This is a genomic window from Sphaerospermopsis sp. FACHB-1194 (assembly GCF_014696235.1).
In the GTDB taxonomy this organism is placed as follows: Bacteria; Cyanobacteriota; Cyanobacteriia; order Cyanobacteriales; family Nostocaceae; genus Sphaerospermopsis; species Sphaerospermopsis kisseleviana.
Window position 1 is genome coordinate 52,172 of sequence record NZ_JACJPU010000029.1, and the last position, 17,007, is coordinate 69,178.

Here is a 17,007-nt window from a genome sequence, read left to right on the forward strand (position 1 = left end):
CCCAACCTAATTTATGAAATCTGAGGTTAATCTCAGTAATTTTTCTATCTGGTAGCATATCCATTATATGAAAGTAAACAGTAAAATTCTTTTAGCGATTTTCGTGTATATCAGTCTCAACATCATTATTTAGCCCCAACTCAGACAGAGCTACTTTTGTTTCTTCAATCTTTTGGGTAGCTATTTCTCCCTCTACTAGAACCTCCACTTTTAATGTCAATTTTAAGTCTTTATTAGTAGCAAACTTGGTCAGCACTTTCGTGTAAAAGTTCATCCATTTTTGCGGTGTAATTACACCACTCCACTTTAATAATTTGGGTAATGCAACTGGGGTTATAATCTCAGGTTCATCTTTTTTTGGTTCTGGTTCATCTTGTGATTTTTTCGTATTACTATCATAGGGTGCAGGTTTCTCTCCTACAGTGTTTGTAATAGGTGCAGAACTACTGTTAGTATTAGCTGGGGTGTAAGTACCAGTTGGCTCGGTTTGCGGTGTCGTTGATGGGGTTTCAGAAACTGTTACACTTGCAGCTAAAGCTGTTTGGTAAGCTGCTGCTGTTTCTTGGGTGATGATGAACATATCCTCAGAAATTTCCACCTCCGCAGAGGTAAAGGTGCATTGGTAGTGAAACGGTTCATAACCATTGCTGGTTTTACCAACATAAGCTAAAGTTCCATCTTTGACACCGCGAGAGATGGCCTCTTTGACAGCATCACTATTCAACAGTCTGGGAAATAATGGAGATGCAAAAAAAGCATCGCGGACAGCTTTGGTACTCCATTCTGTAAATGCTGGTGGCCAATTTCTGCTTAAAAAGCGAGGGTTAATAATATCAATAACATCGTCACTTTGCCGTAATTTATTGATAATTAAGTTAACTAATTTATCGGCTTGACTAGAGTTAACTTGTCCAAAATCAATTACACGAATTTTGTTATCTTTACCCAATAAAGCAACATATTTATAGGCATTCCACACGCTTTCTTTTAAGTTGGATTCACATTTTTTCAGATTTTCTCCTAATTGTCGGTTTTGGTTTTCATCTAGTCCTTGTTCCTCGTCCCGTATATCTTCCCAAGCTAAAACTTTTCTCGCTTCTTCTCGCAGTTTGGTATCAGTATCAGCAACTGCCCAAATTATCCCACTTTTAAAGGTTCTATCTGATGTACCACATTCTTTAGTCATGGACTCTATCATTTTTAGAGTCTGACTATCCTGGATAGAATGTTCTGGTGCTAATATTGCTAAAGTTAAAACAGGACGATTAGAAATTGTACTAGAATTTTCTGGAAAGTAAATTAATTGAATTCCTGGATGAGAAGTAAAAACTTTTTTAATTTCGGCTTTGACTCTTTCTGTAATTCTTTCTGATTGGATATTGGCGCGACGGTCTGCTAAAATTTTGTTTAAGTTGGGTGACAGACTAAAACGATATTTATTTTTTTCTATTGACAAATAATAACAATCTGTAGCTAGTGTCTCTAAAACTGTTTCTACATTACCAATATCTAAAGATGGTTCTGCTACTGCTAACCGAATTTCTGGTATAGTAGATTCTGCACGTAAAATACCACCATTAGATTCAAAAAATATTGTGGTTGTGACTTTGCGGTGCAGTCGTGCTTTTTTAATTTGGTCATCAGCTGCCATATCTAAACGAATAGCATGGGAATCTTTTTTACCACAAATATCAGTTGTTACTGCACCTTCTAATCTATCTTCGCCTAATTGTCCAAAAACAGCAGCGCGAAATTGGGGGTTATCTAGTGGTGCTGTTCCTAAAGTAATTAAGGGGTCACGGTGTGCGCCTTGATATCCTTGTTGGTAAGCATTAGATACCCACAATGCTAGGAGTCGTAATACTCCCCTGGTGCGTTGGAAGCGGGGTAAAACTTGCCATTTGCGCTCAAATACTGATAGCACTGAGGGATGGAAAGGATAGGTAGCATAAAAAGCTTCACGGGGGTTATCTACAGGAAACCAATTAGGAAGTTGTTGACGGTGGTCTAGTACCCAGTCTGCGTATTCATTACAGGTATTAATAGCATCTTTTGGTAACATAATCCTACCATCTGCACTGACAGCCCCAGCATCCCATTCAAATAGTCTTCTTCTGATAATTTCTGAAGTTTCTGCTTCTGCTGACATGATGATAGGTTTACCCACCCTATCCAGCATTTTTTTAAATCTTTGTTCATCCCCTTCATCGGCTGAGGTGTATTCCATTTCGGAAGCGGGAATGGAAACTACTAACACTACATTATCTAAACCTCTAGCCGTTTCTGATAATGCTTGAATGAAATTATATAAACTATTGTGATAACCCTTGCCACGATAGGTACTAACATAATTAATAATTTCATCCATTAATATTAAACAGGGTTGATCTTTAGGCAGAAATTGTTTAATAACATCGCCTTTAGGTTCAATAAATTCTGCTTCGTGTTGCGCTAATATAGCTAAGGCATTTTCTCCACCTAATTGATAAGCAATTTCTCCCCAGGGAGTTTTCCGTAATGGTGTACCATCATTACCACCGCGGCCATTAAGAGAATCAAATTCAGTGCCGACAAATACCGCTACTGCTGCTTTTGGAACTGAGGAAATACCAGCTTTTTGTAATATCTTTTGTACACCAGTCCAATTATTAGCAATAGCACCACCTTTAGCTAAATGATAAAGTAAAGTTAAGGCGTGGGTTTTACCGCCACCAAATTGAGTAGAAAGATTAAAAATAGCAGAAGTTTCTGTTTTTTCACCCGATAAACGTCGCACAACTTGGGCGGAAAATTCTGTTAAATATTTAGTTAAATAGGTACGTTCAAAAAACCTGTCTGGTTGTTGATAGTCAGCAGGTGCTTTTTGATTTCTAACCTGGTCTAAATGTACTGCAAATTCCGCAGCATCTAAAGGTTTACCTTCCCGTAGGTCTTCGCGGGGTGTTAGTCCATCAATTTTGTACCAAGGTTTAATAGTTGCCATAAATAAATTTAAATGTGTGTGGGAGTGCGGAGTGGGGAGTGTTTGGGTTATGAAGTTAAACCAGAACTTCTTGAACAATTTATTTGCTAAACTCCATCCATCTTGAAAACTTGAGTTTGCGCCATAAAAAAACTATAGGTTTCAACTTGAACGGGGCTTATAGCAGAAAGCAAAAGGCAATAGTAAAACCCTTACTATGATTAGGTTTCAATACTCAATCATGTCCTAATCATCCTGGCTACAGCTATAAATGAGAAAATTGATCTCAAAAGTGAAGGATTTGGATAGGATATAGAATTATTCCCCTACTAATCTTAATGCTTGATTTATCACTTTATCAGATAAATACATTCCACAGAGGCGCAGTTGTTCTAAAACTGGGCGTGCAGATGGAATTATCCCTCGTTGTTTAGCTGTAAGAACTATACCTAAAGTTCCCCGGAGGGGAATGCCCAAAGCTGCTGCACAACGACGGGCTGCTAAATCATCAATAATTACCTCAGTGCCAGGATTTACATAAGCCCAAGTTAAAACCGCAGATTCACCAGCCCCTAAATCCCAAGTTTGAATGATGCTGGGTATGGGAGGTGTTTCTGTCACTACCAACCAGGAGGTATGAGCGAGACTAGAGGCGGTGATGTCTGTTTCTCCATAAGCCTGAATTTCAGTGGACACTGCTTGAGGAACAGTGATTTCCGGGCTGACTATCTGCAATAAATGGAGAAAACCACCTTTAGTCAAAAAAATTAGGGGAGAGGTGTTAATTGCAGGTTTGATGGCAATACTTGGCAATTTTTCAGTCACGGCTTAATCTTTGGGCTTTAATAGGTAATTGTTGGGGACAAAATACAGGTTTTTATTCACGGGCTAATTCTTGTTCTAAATCATCAAAATCTACAGAAAATACATCCACTTGTTCACGGGCTAGGGCTGCAAGAAAGTCGCGGCGGTTTAACCCGGCAATTTGTGCAGCTTTCTCTTGAGAAATTTCCGCTTTTTGATACCAGTATATAGCGGCTGCTAGGCGCATATCACGTACAAAGTCATCTGGGGAAAGACGACGGGCTGAAAATACTTCTGGGGGTAAGTCTAGATTTACTTTCGTCATAAAGTTAGCTTCCATGAAAATTAAAATCCTAGTCCTTTCTTTCTGGCTAATACCCCATCTACCCAGCGTTTTTCCTCTGTACCGATGGGGTATAATGCTGATAATGCCTGAGCAAGTCCCCAAAAGCGTTGGTCGTTTCCTGCTCCTTCATCTACTAAAAAGCGTTTCAGGGCTTCGCTACGTCCGGCAGCAAATAAAATCATACTTTGGTGAATGCGGTCTAATGTGGTGTTACCTGGTTGGGGTACGGTTTTTTCTCCCCAGTCTGTATCCTCTTCTGTTTCAGGGATACCCAGGACTGCGAATAAGTTGAGTTGTTCGGTTTCTTTCTTTTTGCCTTTTTTACCTTTGGTTTTGCTGGGGGTTTGGGCTTCTTCTTTACCAAATAAATATTGTGTACGTTCTGATACTGGTAAAAGTTTGGCGGTGCTGCCTTTGACTTCTACTAAGCGGGTAAGTTGTTCTAAGTGTGCGCCTAGTCCTTGGGCTATTTTCCGCGCTGCGTCAAATTCTAAGGTATAACCGCCGGTTTTACTGGTTTTGCTGCTGGTTTCGTCGTCTTCGTCGTCGGGTTCTGGTTCGCTGCTGTCGTTGTTGTCCGTGCTACCTGTGGAAAGTGTCCATAACCACATGGCAGTGAGGCGGGCATCTTCTTCAAAGCTGGTAGTATCGGCATTGGAGAATATCATACTCAATGCCTCTTTGGAGACTGCTGCCCATACGTATTCTAGGTATTCTTTGAGGGTGACAAGTTCGCCGGAGGCTTTTTCAACGCTGGAGTAGCGGGAGAATATTTCTAAAGCGGGTCCGAGGCAAGCAAAGATGGCATCTGCACCTACTACGCCTTCTGATGCTAGTCTGGGCATCCATTCATGTATGCGTTGGGGCAGTTCTTGGAGTACGTCGCGCCAGTCGCCGATTTCATCTGTACGGAGTGAACCATCATCATTTTTGCGGGTACGGCAGACTATATGGACGGATGAGGCGAGGGCGGCTGAGTTCATGGCAAGAAGTCTATTTTGCATTTCAGTATCTATTGCCCATGAACCCGTAATTATCCATCCAGCATCTATCATTGCTTGTAGTTGCGCTTCCCACCCAGATGTTGATTTATGGGCAAAGACAATTATAGCTATACCTTCTGGGGATAAAATACGGCATCCTTCCCCCATTGCTTTTCCCATTTGTCGCTCAAAATAAGCTTTATCTTTTCCTCTACTGGGATTTACAATACATTCTTCTTCTTTAGGTGTTAATTCATCATTGAAAGGAATACCAATAGTTTTAGGTAAGGTGCGTTTTAACCACACATAAAAAAAGTCTGATAAATCAGAATATTCAATACTGTCATAATATGGAGGATCTGTAATTAATGCTTGAATAAAATTATCAGGTAATGGGTGATTTGTTGCATTTGCTTGTTCTGTTTGTCCTATATCCCAATTATTTCCTACTTCCTTGAGAACATAAACAAAACGTTCATACATAATATCAAAAGAACCACTAGAAATCCCAATAGGAACTCCTTCTGCAAAATCCCAAACCATAGGAATAGCTTGTCTACCAAAAAGTTGTCTTGGACATTCAGCAACGGGTTCATATCTATTTAATGAATTACCTAAATCTGAGATTTTATCAACAGCGAATGCTAAACAACACTGTACAGCATCCGCTAACCCTTTATCTTGAGTATCTGCTAACTTTTCTCCTACATCTTTAACTAATTTTGCTAAAGTAGTTAAAGTCAAGACTTGACGACGAGTAAACAAATATCCAAATTTATCTATTCCGTAAGATTCTAAACGAAAACTTCTTCCTTGTGGTGGCGTAGGTTCATCAGGAATTAAACTAAATTCTCCACTATGTTGATTAACTCTTTTTTCTAATTCAATACTTGCATTTTTAACAGCTTCTAAATCCTGTTCATTAGGCAAACGATAAAATCTTCCTTGTGTTTTCACTTTAGTAGTCACCACACAAAATAATCTCGCATCATTAGCCCCACCTTGCCGGGCTTTAAATTGTGTTCTCACCGATGCCACCGGAGTAGTATAACCACAACAGGGACAAGTGGCAGAACCTCTTTTAACAGTGCCATCAAAACTAGGATTTTTGATTTCTATTTCTGGGTTATCACTAACTTGCCTGTCGGCAGACATGGCTACCCATTTACTCTTTTGTTTTTCTATAATTTCAAAATCTACCCGCTTTTCTTCCGGTTTAGGAATTATCCTTAAACCAATATTGCGATTACTTTTTTTACACAAATATAAAGACCGCATTAACGGTACTTCCGCACCACATCCTGGACCCTCACAAATAATAGTTCTTGCCCATAAATAAGCAATTGGTGTACTACCATCAGCATCTTTAGGATAAAATTGGGCTAACTCTTTTTCTGCTTCTTCCTTTACCCACTGTCCCCATTTTCGCACTTCATCCGCTAACTGTTGCCCATATTTTGGAATATATTCCAACACCACTTTATTTAACAACACTGCTACCGGGTTAATATCAGAAGCAAAAGCATCCGCACCTACTCGCAACGCTTCCAAGGGAATAGAACCACCACCAGCAAAAGGGTCAACTACTAAGGGTTTTGTTCCTGGTATTCCACCTAAAGCTTCGTGTGCAGCTTGAGTTAAATTCCGACTGGTTTCTAAATAATCTCGTTGTGTAGAATTATCCCAATTAGCAAAATCAGCAATAAAATCTAGTAAGCTATTTCTTAATATATTCCAGTGTTGAGGATTATGAGAATTTAACTGATTTTCTGGTTTAGCTAAAACTTGCCATTTATTCCAAATTTCAGTAGAACAATTTTTAGAGAAATCACTATTTATAGCTATAGCTTTTTTAGCAAAATTAGTAATATATTCCGTAGCTAAATCTCGAAAAGACTGGGGACAATTTTCATCAACAGGGTCAGGCCATAAAGCCGCACAAATAACAGCCCGACAAGCGGCTAAAGGTCGTCTAGCCCACCAAATATGTAATGTAGAAATATGCCCATGTCTGATGGATTTCTCCCGTCGGGCGTGGGCAGAAATGCGTTTAATGGGTAAGTCAACTTCGATGAGGCGTTTAGGGTATTTGGTGGTGTTCATGGTTTTTTGTTTGAATTAGAATTTCCCGTAATTTTTGACTTTCAGATCCCGGACTTCTTTAAGAAGTCCGGGATCTAAGCACACGGAATTTCAGATCCCGAACTTCTTAAAAAATTTAAGAGGCGTTTAGGGTATTTGATGGTGTTCATGGTTTTTTGTTTGAATTAGGTGGTTATTGAAGGAGTAACTTGTAGATGAACTACCCCATCTTACTTCATTGAAGATGGGGTTTCTACATCCCCATCAGTAAAGTTGATCTACTAACTCTTTGTCTCATAAAGGTTACAATCTCAATTAGTCATTAATCAGAATTGGATTAAGCAGAAAAACCACACCAATTACATGGTTTATTAATCACTCTGACTGATTGAAAACCTTAAAATCCTTTGCTATCAAGACTTACAAGGTATTTTTAAAAGTAATCAATCAGCAATTAGTGAGTAATTTATGATGGATATTTTTAATATAGCAACTATATCCACTATCTGACATATTGGATATATTGGACATTATTATTGTAGATGACGTATATGATAAGATTTTTGTATGAGTACGTTAATGAAATAATGGATATAATGGATATGATGGATAAACAAAAGAGTAAAAAAGATATGGCAGAAATAAGAGTTTTTGTTAAGCCAGAATTAAGACAACAATTTAAAAGTAAGTGTGTACTAGAAAATAAAACCATGAGTGATGTTATTGCTGACTTCATGGCTACTTATGTTAACGACAATCAAGAAACTAGCCACACTTAAAACCCAATGACAGTTAGAGCGATCGCACTAACAACCCCAAACAACCAACCCAACGGAACCATGACAACTGAATTAAGTAGATTAGACCGGATAGAAGTGATTTTAGAGCGCGTGGCGGTACAACAAGAAACTACTGCTACAACACTGGATAACTTAACAGGTAAAGTTGACGATATTACTTATAAAGTTGATGACTTTATTAATACAGCTACCAGTGTTTTAGGAAGAAGTGCCATTTTAGATGACATCATAGTTAGACTTGACCGCAATTTTGAACTACACCAGCAACGATTTGAGGAAAACCAACGCTCAATTAATGCTGCTTTAGAAAGACTAGAAGCAATTTTGATGCAACTAATGGATAAGTAAAGCGATCGCCTAAAACAAAATTAAAGACTTTCAGATACCGGACTTCTTTAAGAAGTCCGGTATCTAAGCACTTCTATATTATACCTCCTAAAAGGTCTTCTGTTTTCAATTGATAATGTTCTATTTTTATAAATGGTTGCCAATTTAATCTCACTGGATCTTGAATAGTATGAACTTCTGGAGATGCCTTGTCTGCCGACAGGCAGGAAGCACAATTAAATACTACATACAACCAGTAATCACCCTTCAATCTTTCTGCTGTTTTATATTCATTGGTTGTTAACGCTACCTCACCAATATTTGCCCGTCCTTTGACTTCAATAAACCTGACTTTACTTGCTTTTAATGGATCTCCAGAATCAATTTCACGGGATATTAAATCAAATCCGCGATTCTCTTTTTCTACACTGACAACTTGCCAACCTCTAGCTTTTTCATAAGCTATAACTGCCTGTATTGCTATTTTTTCAATCTCATCATCAGATACCATCGGCGCAATTTCTGGAGAAGTTCTTTCAGGATGTGGTAACACCCAAGCACGTCCATGATGACGAATATCAGTAATTGCACAACTGGCTTCTTGCTGCAATTCTTCCCGACGTTGTTCTAACCTCCCATTTAATTCAAATAATCGGTCTTCCAGTTGTTTAATGCGACCATCTAACCCTTGTTCTTTAGAACCAGATTCTTTGAGTTGAAATAACTCTGCATATTGAATCTGGACTTTATCAATAATCACATTCAGACTAATTTCTATATGATTAGAAATAGTCTCTACTTCCTTTTGTCGCTGTGTGCGAATTTCTGTTAAGAAGCTATTTAATTCCTGTTCAATTAATGCTTGTTCTACCTGTTCTCGACTGGGTAAATTACTATCATCTGGTAAATAATTAACCGAGTTCCCATTGTCCATACCTTCCCCCTGCCTGTCGGCAGACATGGCATTCTGGACATTGGAATCTACCTGCCTGTCGGCAGACACGGCACTCTTAGCTGGTACTAAATCTAAAAATAAAGTTGGTTGGCGGACAGTCATTGTTCCATCTAACTCTGTCTGCACCACATATAAACGTTCATGGAGTTTTCTACCCCGTCCATCTGCGATCGCAGCCGAGAAAACATCCAACCTAGCTGGTGTCTGACGGTGTAAATCAAAAAACACCGCACCCTGACGCAAATCTTCCTGTACTTGGTTAGAAACCTCATCTCGTACACATTCAAATAAGGGATGTCCTGGTGTCACCCATTCCAATGTCGGGTCATCTGTCAAAATATTTTTATCAAACGTAATCTTTTTATACTCTCGTCCCAACTTACCAAAGCGATTTTCTAACCTATCTCCCGTTGCCCATAAAGTCCGAGGAACACGCCCAATTCTGTATATTTTCTTACCCTTAGCTGTTTCCTTGGGATGAATCCCCGCTATATGTGCTGCTTGCACAAAGAAATCATGGATAACTTCAGGTACTAATCTCCGTTCCTTAGCTTCAGCAGATTTACCAATTATTTGTGATAAATTTAATTCTCGTTTAGCAAGTCCTTCTAAAGCTGAATCACTAATTTTACGGAAACGTTCTGTATCTACCTGTTCTACAATGCGATCAACAATTACAGCCTCAGTAAGATTATGAGCGTACATATCCCGAATCATCCGTTCTAACTGATTAGCAGGGAAAATATCACCCAGTACATTGAATACTTTACCCGTCCTTTCTGGATCTAAGTCCATTTCAATAGCGTGAATCCGCTCAAACAGTTTCCATAAAACGTAACCTTCTTTGGTGTTAATAGCTACAAAGTTAAAAATTAAACAATCCTTATCCTGTCCATAGCGATGAATCCGTCCCATGCGCTGTTCTAACCGCACTGGATTCCAGGGAATGTCATAATTAATCATAAACCAGCAGAATTGTAAATTAATACCTTCCCCTGCTGCTTCTGTAGCTACTAAAACTTGACAATCTTCTCTAAATTCCCGTTCTGAATAAATCCTAGTATTGGGGGTATCTCTATCACCTATTTTCATTCCGCCATGAATTTGAGTAACAGTTAATCCCCATTCTTTTAATTTTCCTACTAAATAATCTAAAGTATCTTTATGCTCGGTAAAAATGAGCATTTTCATTTTTGGATCTTTAAATATTCCTTTTTGGGTAATTACTTCTTTTAACTTAACTAATTTAGATTCAATTTCCCGTTTTTCTAATATTAGTGCTTGACTAATTAGTTGATTTAATTGTATAATTTCCTGTGTCAATGCAAAGGGATCTATGGAAGCAACTACACCTTCTAAATCACCGATAATTTTTTGTTGTTCGGGTTCTGGTAATTCTTCAAAATTGTCTGGTAATTTCTTATTAATTTGTTCTTGACGATAGCTTTCTGGATCTTCTAAAATTCTTTGGCGTTTATCGCGCATTCTTTCTAAACTACGACGGACAGCGTAAATACTAGAAGCAAAGCGACGTTGTAACATAGCCATGGTAAAACCTAACGCCCTACCTCTGGCTGTATCATCACTGGCAGCTTTGATTGATTGGTCTTCTACATAATCAGTAAGTGCATTATAAAATGCTAACTCTTCTGCATCAATTTGAAATTCTATGGTTTCAACTTTACGGTTAGTGAATAGTTTTTTCACAATTCCTGTTTCTGCATCGGGAAATGTTTTTAACGATTCTTTAGTGCGACGTAGGTAAAAAGGAGCATTATTCCGTTTCATTGCTTCTTCTAAACTTTGGACATCTCCATAAACATCTCGGTCTAATAATTCTAGGAATAAACAAAAGTTTTTTGGATCACCTTTATGGGGTGTAGCTGTCATTAATAAATAGTGGTCGGTAATTTTTCCCAGTTCTTCACCAAGCTTATAAGCTAAGGTTTTATTATCAGAACTGTAGGCACTCATTTTATGTGCTTCGTCTACAATAATTAAGTCCCAGTTACTTCTTAATAAACTGTCTTTTGCGTCTTCGATGCGAGAAACCCAAGATACGGAAGTGACAACTTGATTTTTTTCTTGCCAGGGATTAGAACCATAGTTAGCGCGTAGCACATCACCGCGTATCACTTCAAATTCTTCTCGAAATTTGTCTTTGAGTTCTCGCTGCCATTGAAATGTCAGGTTAGCAGGGGTGATAATTAGTGTACGTTGAACTAATCCTCTCACTTTCAGTTCTTTCAGTAGTAACCCTGCCATGATGGTTTTTCCAGCACCGGGGTCATCTGCGAGTAAGAACCGGATGCGTGGTTGTTTGAGGAAATAGTCGTAAACTGCTTCTAATTGGTGTGGTAAGGGGTCTACACGAGCGATCGCCAACGCGAAATAAGGGTCATATTCATAGGACAACCCCAAACGTAATGCTTCTACACCGAACCGAAAATGCTGGGAATTACCATCAAAGGGTTCTTTTTCCGGTGTAGATTCCAACTGTTCCAACTGTTCAGCATTGAGAATTGGTTGATAGGTATGGTTAGTGTTGACTCCTGTACCAATGAGTTTTATTGCATCACCCATTGATACAACGACCAATACCTGTACTGGTTCTGGAAAAATTGAACCACGGACAATTACATTTGCTTTCAGTTGGTCTAGTTTCACGCTGTCACCATTATTTGAGAAATTTCTACTTGTGCCTCTTTACTTCGTTCAATTGCATAACAGTTAGTAGTGTTATAGACAAATATCTTTAAGCTATTTTTCCCGGTTTTACCCGGAATGGGCTTTCCTGCAATACCCCCTCTCCTCCATCTTCTCAAGCTTTTGCTTAATAAGATTTTTACATCTGATTTATAGCTTGATGTAGCAAGTCATATATCAATAAAAATAATAATCAAATTTAAGTGTGGTTGTAAATATTTTTCTAGATTATTGTTTGTTAAATTTCTTTGCTGAAAAGATAAATATTGTAATAAATCTTCAGTAAATACCTCAGCAGCAACAATGTGGTTTAGACATATAACTGTAAATTACTTAAACAATACTGCGTTGTGTCACGTAAACACTAAACCTCAAAAACTACCAAACATAGCGGTTTTACATAATTTATTAACACTTCTTAGCAATGTTGGACACACATTTTCAACAAAAAACCTCAATATAGTTGTGTTGTACTACTAAAAAGGTCAGGTTACTGGGGTATGCTTTACTCATACTACTCTCTGGGTCCTGTTTATTATCTATTCACAGCTTATACTGAGAGAGCTTTTTTACATCCTTTCCGACTTTTCAAACATCCTCTAAGGGCGAAGCATTCGGGCAACCAATTATCAATTTTGATCACAGGTTATTTTCCGAATGCTTCGCCCCTACGACTCCTGACTCCTATTCCTAACTAGCAACTTGGGTTATTTAATTTATTTATGACTTTATCCCCTCCCCTAAATTCTCAATCAGATCCTCCCCTTCCCCCTTGGGAAAGCCTACCCACAATGTATGATTTACCTAGTGAGAACCCAGAGGAAAAAGGTTTGCCAGACGAATTTCATTTTTTACAACCATTACTTTTATACCTAACTTTTCAACCTATAAACTGGCCACCAGAATTGGTTTATAGTGCTGCTGATCTGAATCTTTATTATGATTTAGAGCATCCTTTATGGTATAAACGTCCAGATTGGTTTGGTGTAATTGGTGTTTCTAGGTTATATAAAGGTGAAGATTTACGTTTAAGTTATGTGACTTGGCAAGAAACAGCAAATCCTTTTGTGGTAGTAGAATTATTATCTCCTGGTACAGAAGATGAAGATTTAGGTAACAAGCAAATTCAAAAAGATCAACTGCCTACAAATAAACCTCCTACAAAATGGGAAGTTTATGAACGTATTTTGCGGATTCCTTACTATATTGTTTTTAGTCGTTATACCAATGAACTCCGCGCATTTCATTTAGTTGGTGGTCATTATGAACCAATGAATTTAATAAATGGACTTTTACCCATGCCAGAGTTAGGTTTAAGTTTAGGATTATGGTCAGGTTCATTTCGTGGTATTTCTAAGTTGTGGTTAAGGTGGTTTACTCTTGATGGAGAATTAATTCCTGAACCTACAGAAGAAGCTACTAATGCTAAAGAAAGAGCTATTATTGCTGAACAAGAAGCAACTCAAGCAAAAAGAAAAGCGGAAATACTGGCTGAAAAATTGCGTCAGTTGGGTGTTAATCCTGATGAACTTGATGATTAATTGATTAAATCTTTTTGTCAGAATCAGGATGTCCAGGATTTAAGGATTTACAGGATTAAATCAGGATGGAAAAATTGATTAATTAATCTGTCACCTGTCACCTGTCACCTGTCACCTAATATTAAGAACCTTGATCCATAATCATATTTTGCACGATTGAAGCTGTAGCAGGTGCGAGTAAAACACCGTTGCGATAATGACCAGTGGCTAAAATCACATTACTATAATTAGCTAATTTTTCAATCACGGGTGCTGGTCTACCTTCAGGACGGGGACGCATACCAGACCAAGTGCGGAGAATTTTCGCCTCAGATAAATCTGGACAAAAGGCGATCGCCTGTTGTTTGACAGATTCTAACAATTCTTTTTTAGCTAAAATCTCATCTTCATTATTGGGAAATTCTACCGTAGCACCCACCCAATAGTCACCATTACCCATAGGTACAAGATGAACATCATTGCCAGTAATTACTGGTTGAAAATCAGGATTGCCTAAAACCCGTCCTAAACTTAAATATAAAGCCTGTCCTAAAACTGGGCGAATATTTACCTTATGATTTAATTGTCTAGTGAGTAAAGTTGAACCTAAGCCAGCAGTCACAATAAACCAATCTGCCTCAACTTTAGCTTCTGAAGTTTCCATAAATTTAAGTTTTTCAGTAACATGGGGCGTGATCTGAACTATGTCAGTAGAAGGGGTTTGATGATTGCGTACAGCCACACCAAATTTAAATTTTACCCCATTGCGTTGCGCTGCATCTACCAAAGCTAAAGTTAACGCTGTGGGGTTGAGTTGCAGGTCTTGAGGAGAATAAACAGCACCAATCACAGTAGAATTATTAACTTGTGGACAGAATTTTTCTAGTTTTTCCTTGTCCCACACAGCTAACTGCCATCCTTGAGATTTACGAATTTCCCGTAATTGTTCCCAATCTGTCATTACCTCCACACCACTTTCTAAAGGGTGTTCTGGGTCTTCAGACAATAACATGACAAGACCCTGACGGTTACAAGGAATTTTCCGCCCTGTCATAGCTTCCAGTTCAGGAATTAAAGTTTGATAACGTTTAATACTTTCTTCGCGGATCTGCCAAGCTTTACCCTTGGTTTTATGGCTAATAATGCCCATTAAAACACCCAAAGCCGCAGCAGTAGAACCTTGTGCTGGTTGGTTTTTCTCAAAAACAGTGATATTTAAACCTTTAATTTGGCTCAGTTGATAGGCGATCGCTGCCCCAACTACACCACAACCGATAATTACTATATTCATAAATTTTGTAAACGGTGAGGGATGAAGAGTTAAGACTATCCTCTTCACCCTATCACTTGATTAACCTAGCGTTTTGTGACTCAAGACTCAGAGTTATTTAGTTGTCAGTGATTAGTTATCTGGTTAAAGCTGGTAATAGGTAATTGGTAATAGGTAATAGGTAATTGATAATGGGTAAATCTATTACTGTCCCCAGTCCCCAGTCACCAGTTCCCAGTTCCCAGTCACTTTACTCTGGAATCAGTTGTAGGAACTTGTCAACATCTGCAAAGGCATCTTTGTAAGCACTTAAAGCTTGACTGGTGTTACCCCCACTAGCAGCTTTGTCAATTTTTACCAAATCACTCAATAAATCCTTGGTAATTTGTCTGGCTTTAGACTGGTCTTGGGCTAATAGGTTGGGGATAACATAGGTCATATTCAGCCTAGCTTCCGTCATTGGTCCATGAATAAAATTACCCACCTTGATCCATTCACCGCTTTGAATCAGGGTTTGCAGTTCTTGTGAGCGATCGCGCACCACCTGAATATCAGGAAAATATTCCTGAATTTTGGCAACTTGAGCCGGTGTGTAAGTTGGAGGTGCAGTAGCAACACTAGGACTGCCACAGCTGATCAGGAATGTAGTCAAAAGTACAAGAATCAGTGACAAAATAGAGCGTTGACGCACCATAAAAGGAAATTAATTTGCTATTTGTTTACCAATTTACAGTGTCATTTTAGATCGCTACTGTAATTTTTCGTTCCTACTAGTGAAAGTTTTGTCAAAAATTCTCTCACTTCATCGGGAGGAAATTCTTGCATCCTGACTCCTGACTCCTGTGATAAATGTGAGGAAATCTTCATTCACAGTTGCAAAACTTCCAATGTTCTTGATAAGCTGAAACACTAATAAGACAAACCTTCTGGCGGTTTTTCTGTTTTCACATCCCCCACAGACTGATGCGATATTAGGAGAGTTTTAACGTGAATGCAGCTGAACAGGCAACAAACCTTGAACTAGCCAGCAAGATTGCTACAGTAGTGAACTTGTTTAAATTAGAGTTTCCTGATGCCAAAAGCGATCTTAAACCTTGGCATAATGACCCAGAAACCAGGGAACTCGTAGATCCTGATTCCATCGACATCGGTTTTCACTTTCCGGGAATCAGCAAATCTTGGCGCTGTCGTAGCGTTTTATTTCAAATCCGTTTTTATCAAGATCCCATCAATAAATCTCGGCGAGCTATTGGGATTGAAGTATCAGGATTTGATCATCGTGGGCAAGCATGGCGACTGTCAACGGTAGATCAATGGAGTTTTGTTGGTGAGTCTTTACCTTCTCCTGTTATTGGTGACAAACTCAAACAAATTTGCAGACAAATATTAGAAGTCTTTAACATAAATTCTGATTTATAAGGAGTCAGGAGTTATGAATTTTGGATTTTGGATTTTGGATTTTGGATTGTTTTTTGCAAATTCAATCTAAAATTTATAATCTAAAATATTTCTCTCCATCTTCCCACACCTTCCCAAGCTAACAAATATCAGGACTTACGCAAAAGGGAACGAAAGTAGGGGTAATACCCTTCGGGAAGCAAGCTACATGAATTACCCCTACGCAAGAATAAGGTTTTCAGTCACATCTTGCGTAAGTCCTAAAATATGATAAATATTCAACAGAAATATCTCTGATTTTCTGTCATAAATATAATTCTATAATTCTATAATTCTGCAAGTTGAATTAATCAGCGTCTAAATATTCCCCAGGTGTTATCTACCATCAACACCACACCGAGGAAATATATGCGCTTTTCCACATTTGGTAAATCAGGTAGATTTTCTTTTCCGTTTGCTGTTAAATGTGTTAGCTTTACGTTTTTTTTTGGAACTTTAATATTTTGTGGTTTTTATATCGGTTCTTCCATGATCTCCTATGTTATCTCCAACTCAAACACTATTCACCATACCTCAATATCTGGTATTAAAGATTAATAAATTGGTAGTTGGTAATTGGTAATTGGTAATTGGTAATTGGTAATTGGTAATTGGTAATTGGTAATTGGGAATAATAAAATTGATTACCCAGTCACCAGTCCCCAGTCACCAGTCACCAGTCCCCAGTCCCCAGTCCCCAGTCCCCAGTCCCCAGTCCCCAGTCCCCAGTCCCCAGTCCCCAGTCACCAGTCCCCAGTCCCCAGTCACCAGTCACCAGTCACCAGTCACCAGTCCCCAGTCCCCAGTCCCCAGTC

The 17,007-nt window shown here is 38.6% G+C and carries 14 protein-coding genes; 5 read left to right on the forward strand and 9 right to left on the reverse strand.

The annotated features are described in order from the left end of the window. Positions 1–91: 91 nt before the first annotated feature. The 4 genes from H6F45_RS16760 to H6F45_RS16775 form a co-directional block, all read right to left on the reverse strand. Complete coding sequence (locus tag H6F45_RS16760; RefSeq protein ID WP_190347798.1) at positions 92–2,983, reverse strand: DUF499 domain-containing protein; 2,892 nt, start codon at positions 2,981–2,983, stop codon at positions 92–94. A gap of 297 nt (positions 2,984–3,280) precedes the next feature. Continuing rightward, positions 3,281–3,787: a DUF3368 domain-containing protein gene (locus H6F45_RS16765; protein ID WP_272109827.1), complete on the reverse strand. Its 507-nt coding sequence runs from the start codon at positions 3,785–3,787 to the stop codon at positions 3,281–3,283. 52 nt (positions 3,788–3,839) lie between these two features. After that, positions 3,840–4,091 (reverse strand): UPF0175 family protein, encoded by a 252-nt coding sequence (locus tag H6F45_RS16770; protein ID WP_096572637.1) that lies wholly within the window; start codon positions 4,089–4,091, stop codon positions 3,840–3,842. A 20-nt stretch (positions 4,092–4,111) separates the two neighbouring features. Beyond that, on the reverse strand, positions 4,112–7,198 hold the full coding sequence (locus H6F45_RS16775) for a DUF1156 domain-containing protein (RefSeq protein WP_190347801.1): 3,087 nt from the start codon (positions 7,196–7,198) through the stop codon (positions 4,112–4,114). A 611-nt stretch (positions 7,199–7,809) separates the two neighbouring features. Here H6F45_RS16775 and H6F45_RS16780 point away from each other — a divergent pair. Beyond that, positions 7,810–7,956, forward strand: coding sequence for a copy number control protein (locus H6F45_RS16780; RefSeq protein ID WP_190347803.1), 147 nt, complete (start codon positions 7,810–7,812; stop codon positions 7,954–7,956). A 60-nt stretch (positions 7,957–8,016) separates the two neighbouring features. Then, on the forward strand, positions 8,017–8,325 hold the full coding sequence (locus tag H6F45_RS16785; RefSeq protein ID WP_187041756.1) for a hypothetical protein: 309 nt from the start codon (positions 8,017–8,019) through the stop codon (positions 8,323–8,325). 73 nt (positions 8,326–8,398) lie between these two features. Here H6F45_RS16785 and H6F45_RS16790 read toward each other — a convergent pair whose 3' ends face one another. Next, positions 8,399–11,926 (reverse strand): helicase-related protein, encoded by a 3,528-nt coding sequence (locus H6F45_RS16790; RefSeq protein ID WP_190347805.1) that lies wholly within the window; start codon positions 11,924–11,926, stop codon positions 8,399–8,401. Between the two features lie 761 nt (positions 11,927–12,687). On the opposite strand from H6F45_RS16790, the gene H6F45_RS16795 reads away from it, so the two are divergent. Beyond that, positions 12,688–13,506, forward strand: coding sequence for a Uma2 family endonuclease (locus H6F45_RS16795; protein ID WP_190347807.1), 819 nt, complete (start codon positions 12,688–12,690; stop codon positions 13,504–13,506). 121 nt (positions 13,507–13,627) lie between these two features. On the opposite strand, the gene H6F45_RS16800 is transcribed toward H6F45_RS16795, so the two are convergent. The 3 genes from H6F45_RS16800 to H6F45_RS27075 all read right to left on the reverse strand — a co-directional run bounded on the left by H6F45_RS16800 (position 13,628) and on the right by H6F45_RS27075 (position 15,622). Next, the gene (locus H6F45_RS16800) at positions 13,628–14,776 is read right to left on the reverse strand and encodes an FAD-dependent oxidoreductase (protein ID WP_190347809.1); all 1,149 of its coding nucleotides are present in this window, start codon (positions 14,774–14,776) and stop codon (positions 13,628–13,630) included. A 229-nt stretch (positions 14,777–15,005) separates the two neighbouring features. After that, positions 15,006–15,449 (reverse strand): photosystem II protein PsbQ, encoded by a 444-nt coding sequence (gene psbQ, locus H6F45_RS16805; RefSeq protein WP_190347811.1) that lies wholly within the window; start codon positions 15,447–15,449, stop codon positions 15,006–15,008. A 41-nt stretch (positions 15,450–15,490) separates the two neighbouring features. Next, the gene (locus H6F45_RS27075; RefSeq protein WP_277876992.1) at positions 15,491–15,622 is read right to left on the reverse strand and encodes a hypothetical protein; all 132 of its coding nucleotides are present in this window, start codon (positions 15,620–15,622) and stop codon (positions 15,491–15,493) included. Between the two features lie 120 nt (positions 15,623–15,742). Here H6F45_RS27075 and H6F45_RS16810 point away from each other — a divergent pair, with 120 nt between their 5' ends. After that, positions 15,743–16,174: a hypothetical protein gene (locus tag H6F45_RS16810; protein WP_096567238.1), complete on the forward strand. Its 432-nt coding sequence runs from the start codon at positions 15,743–15,745 to the stop codon at positions 16,172–16,174. Positions 16,175–16,746: 572 nt separating this feature from the next. On the opposite strand, the gene H6F45_RS27350 is transcribed toward H6F45_RS16810, so the two are convergent. Next, a complete protein-coding gene (locus H6F45_RS27350; RefSeq protein WP_347237741.1) occupies positions 16,747–16,833 on the reverse strand; it encodes a hypothetical protein in 87 nt (28 codons plus the stop codon). On the opposite strand from H6F45_RS27350, the gene H6F45_RS16815 reads away from it, so the two are divergent. Further along, on the forward strand, positions 16,811–17,007 hold a 197-nt coding region (locus H6F45_RS16815), incomplete at its 3' end, for a hypothetical protein (RefSeq protein ID WP_190347813.1). The genes H6F45_RS27350 and H6F45_RS16815 overlap by 23 nt on opposite strands.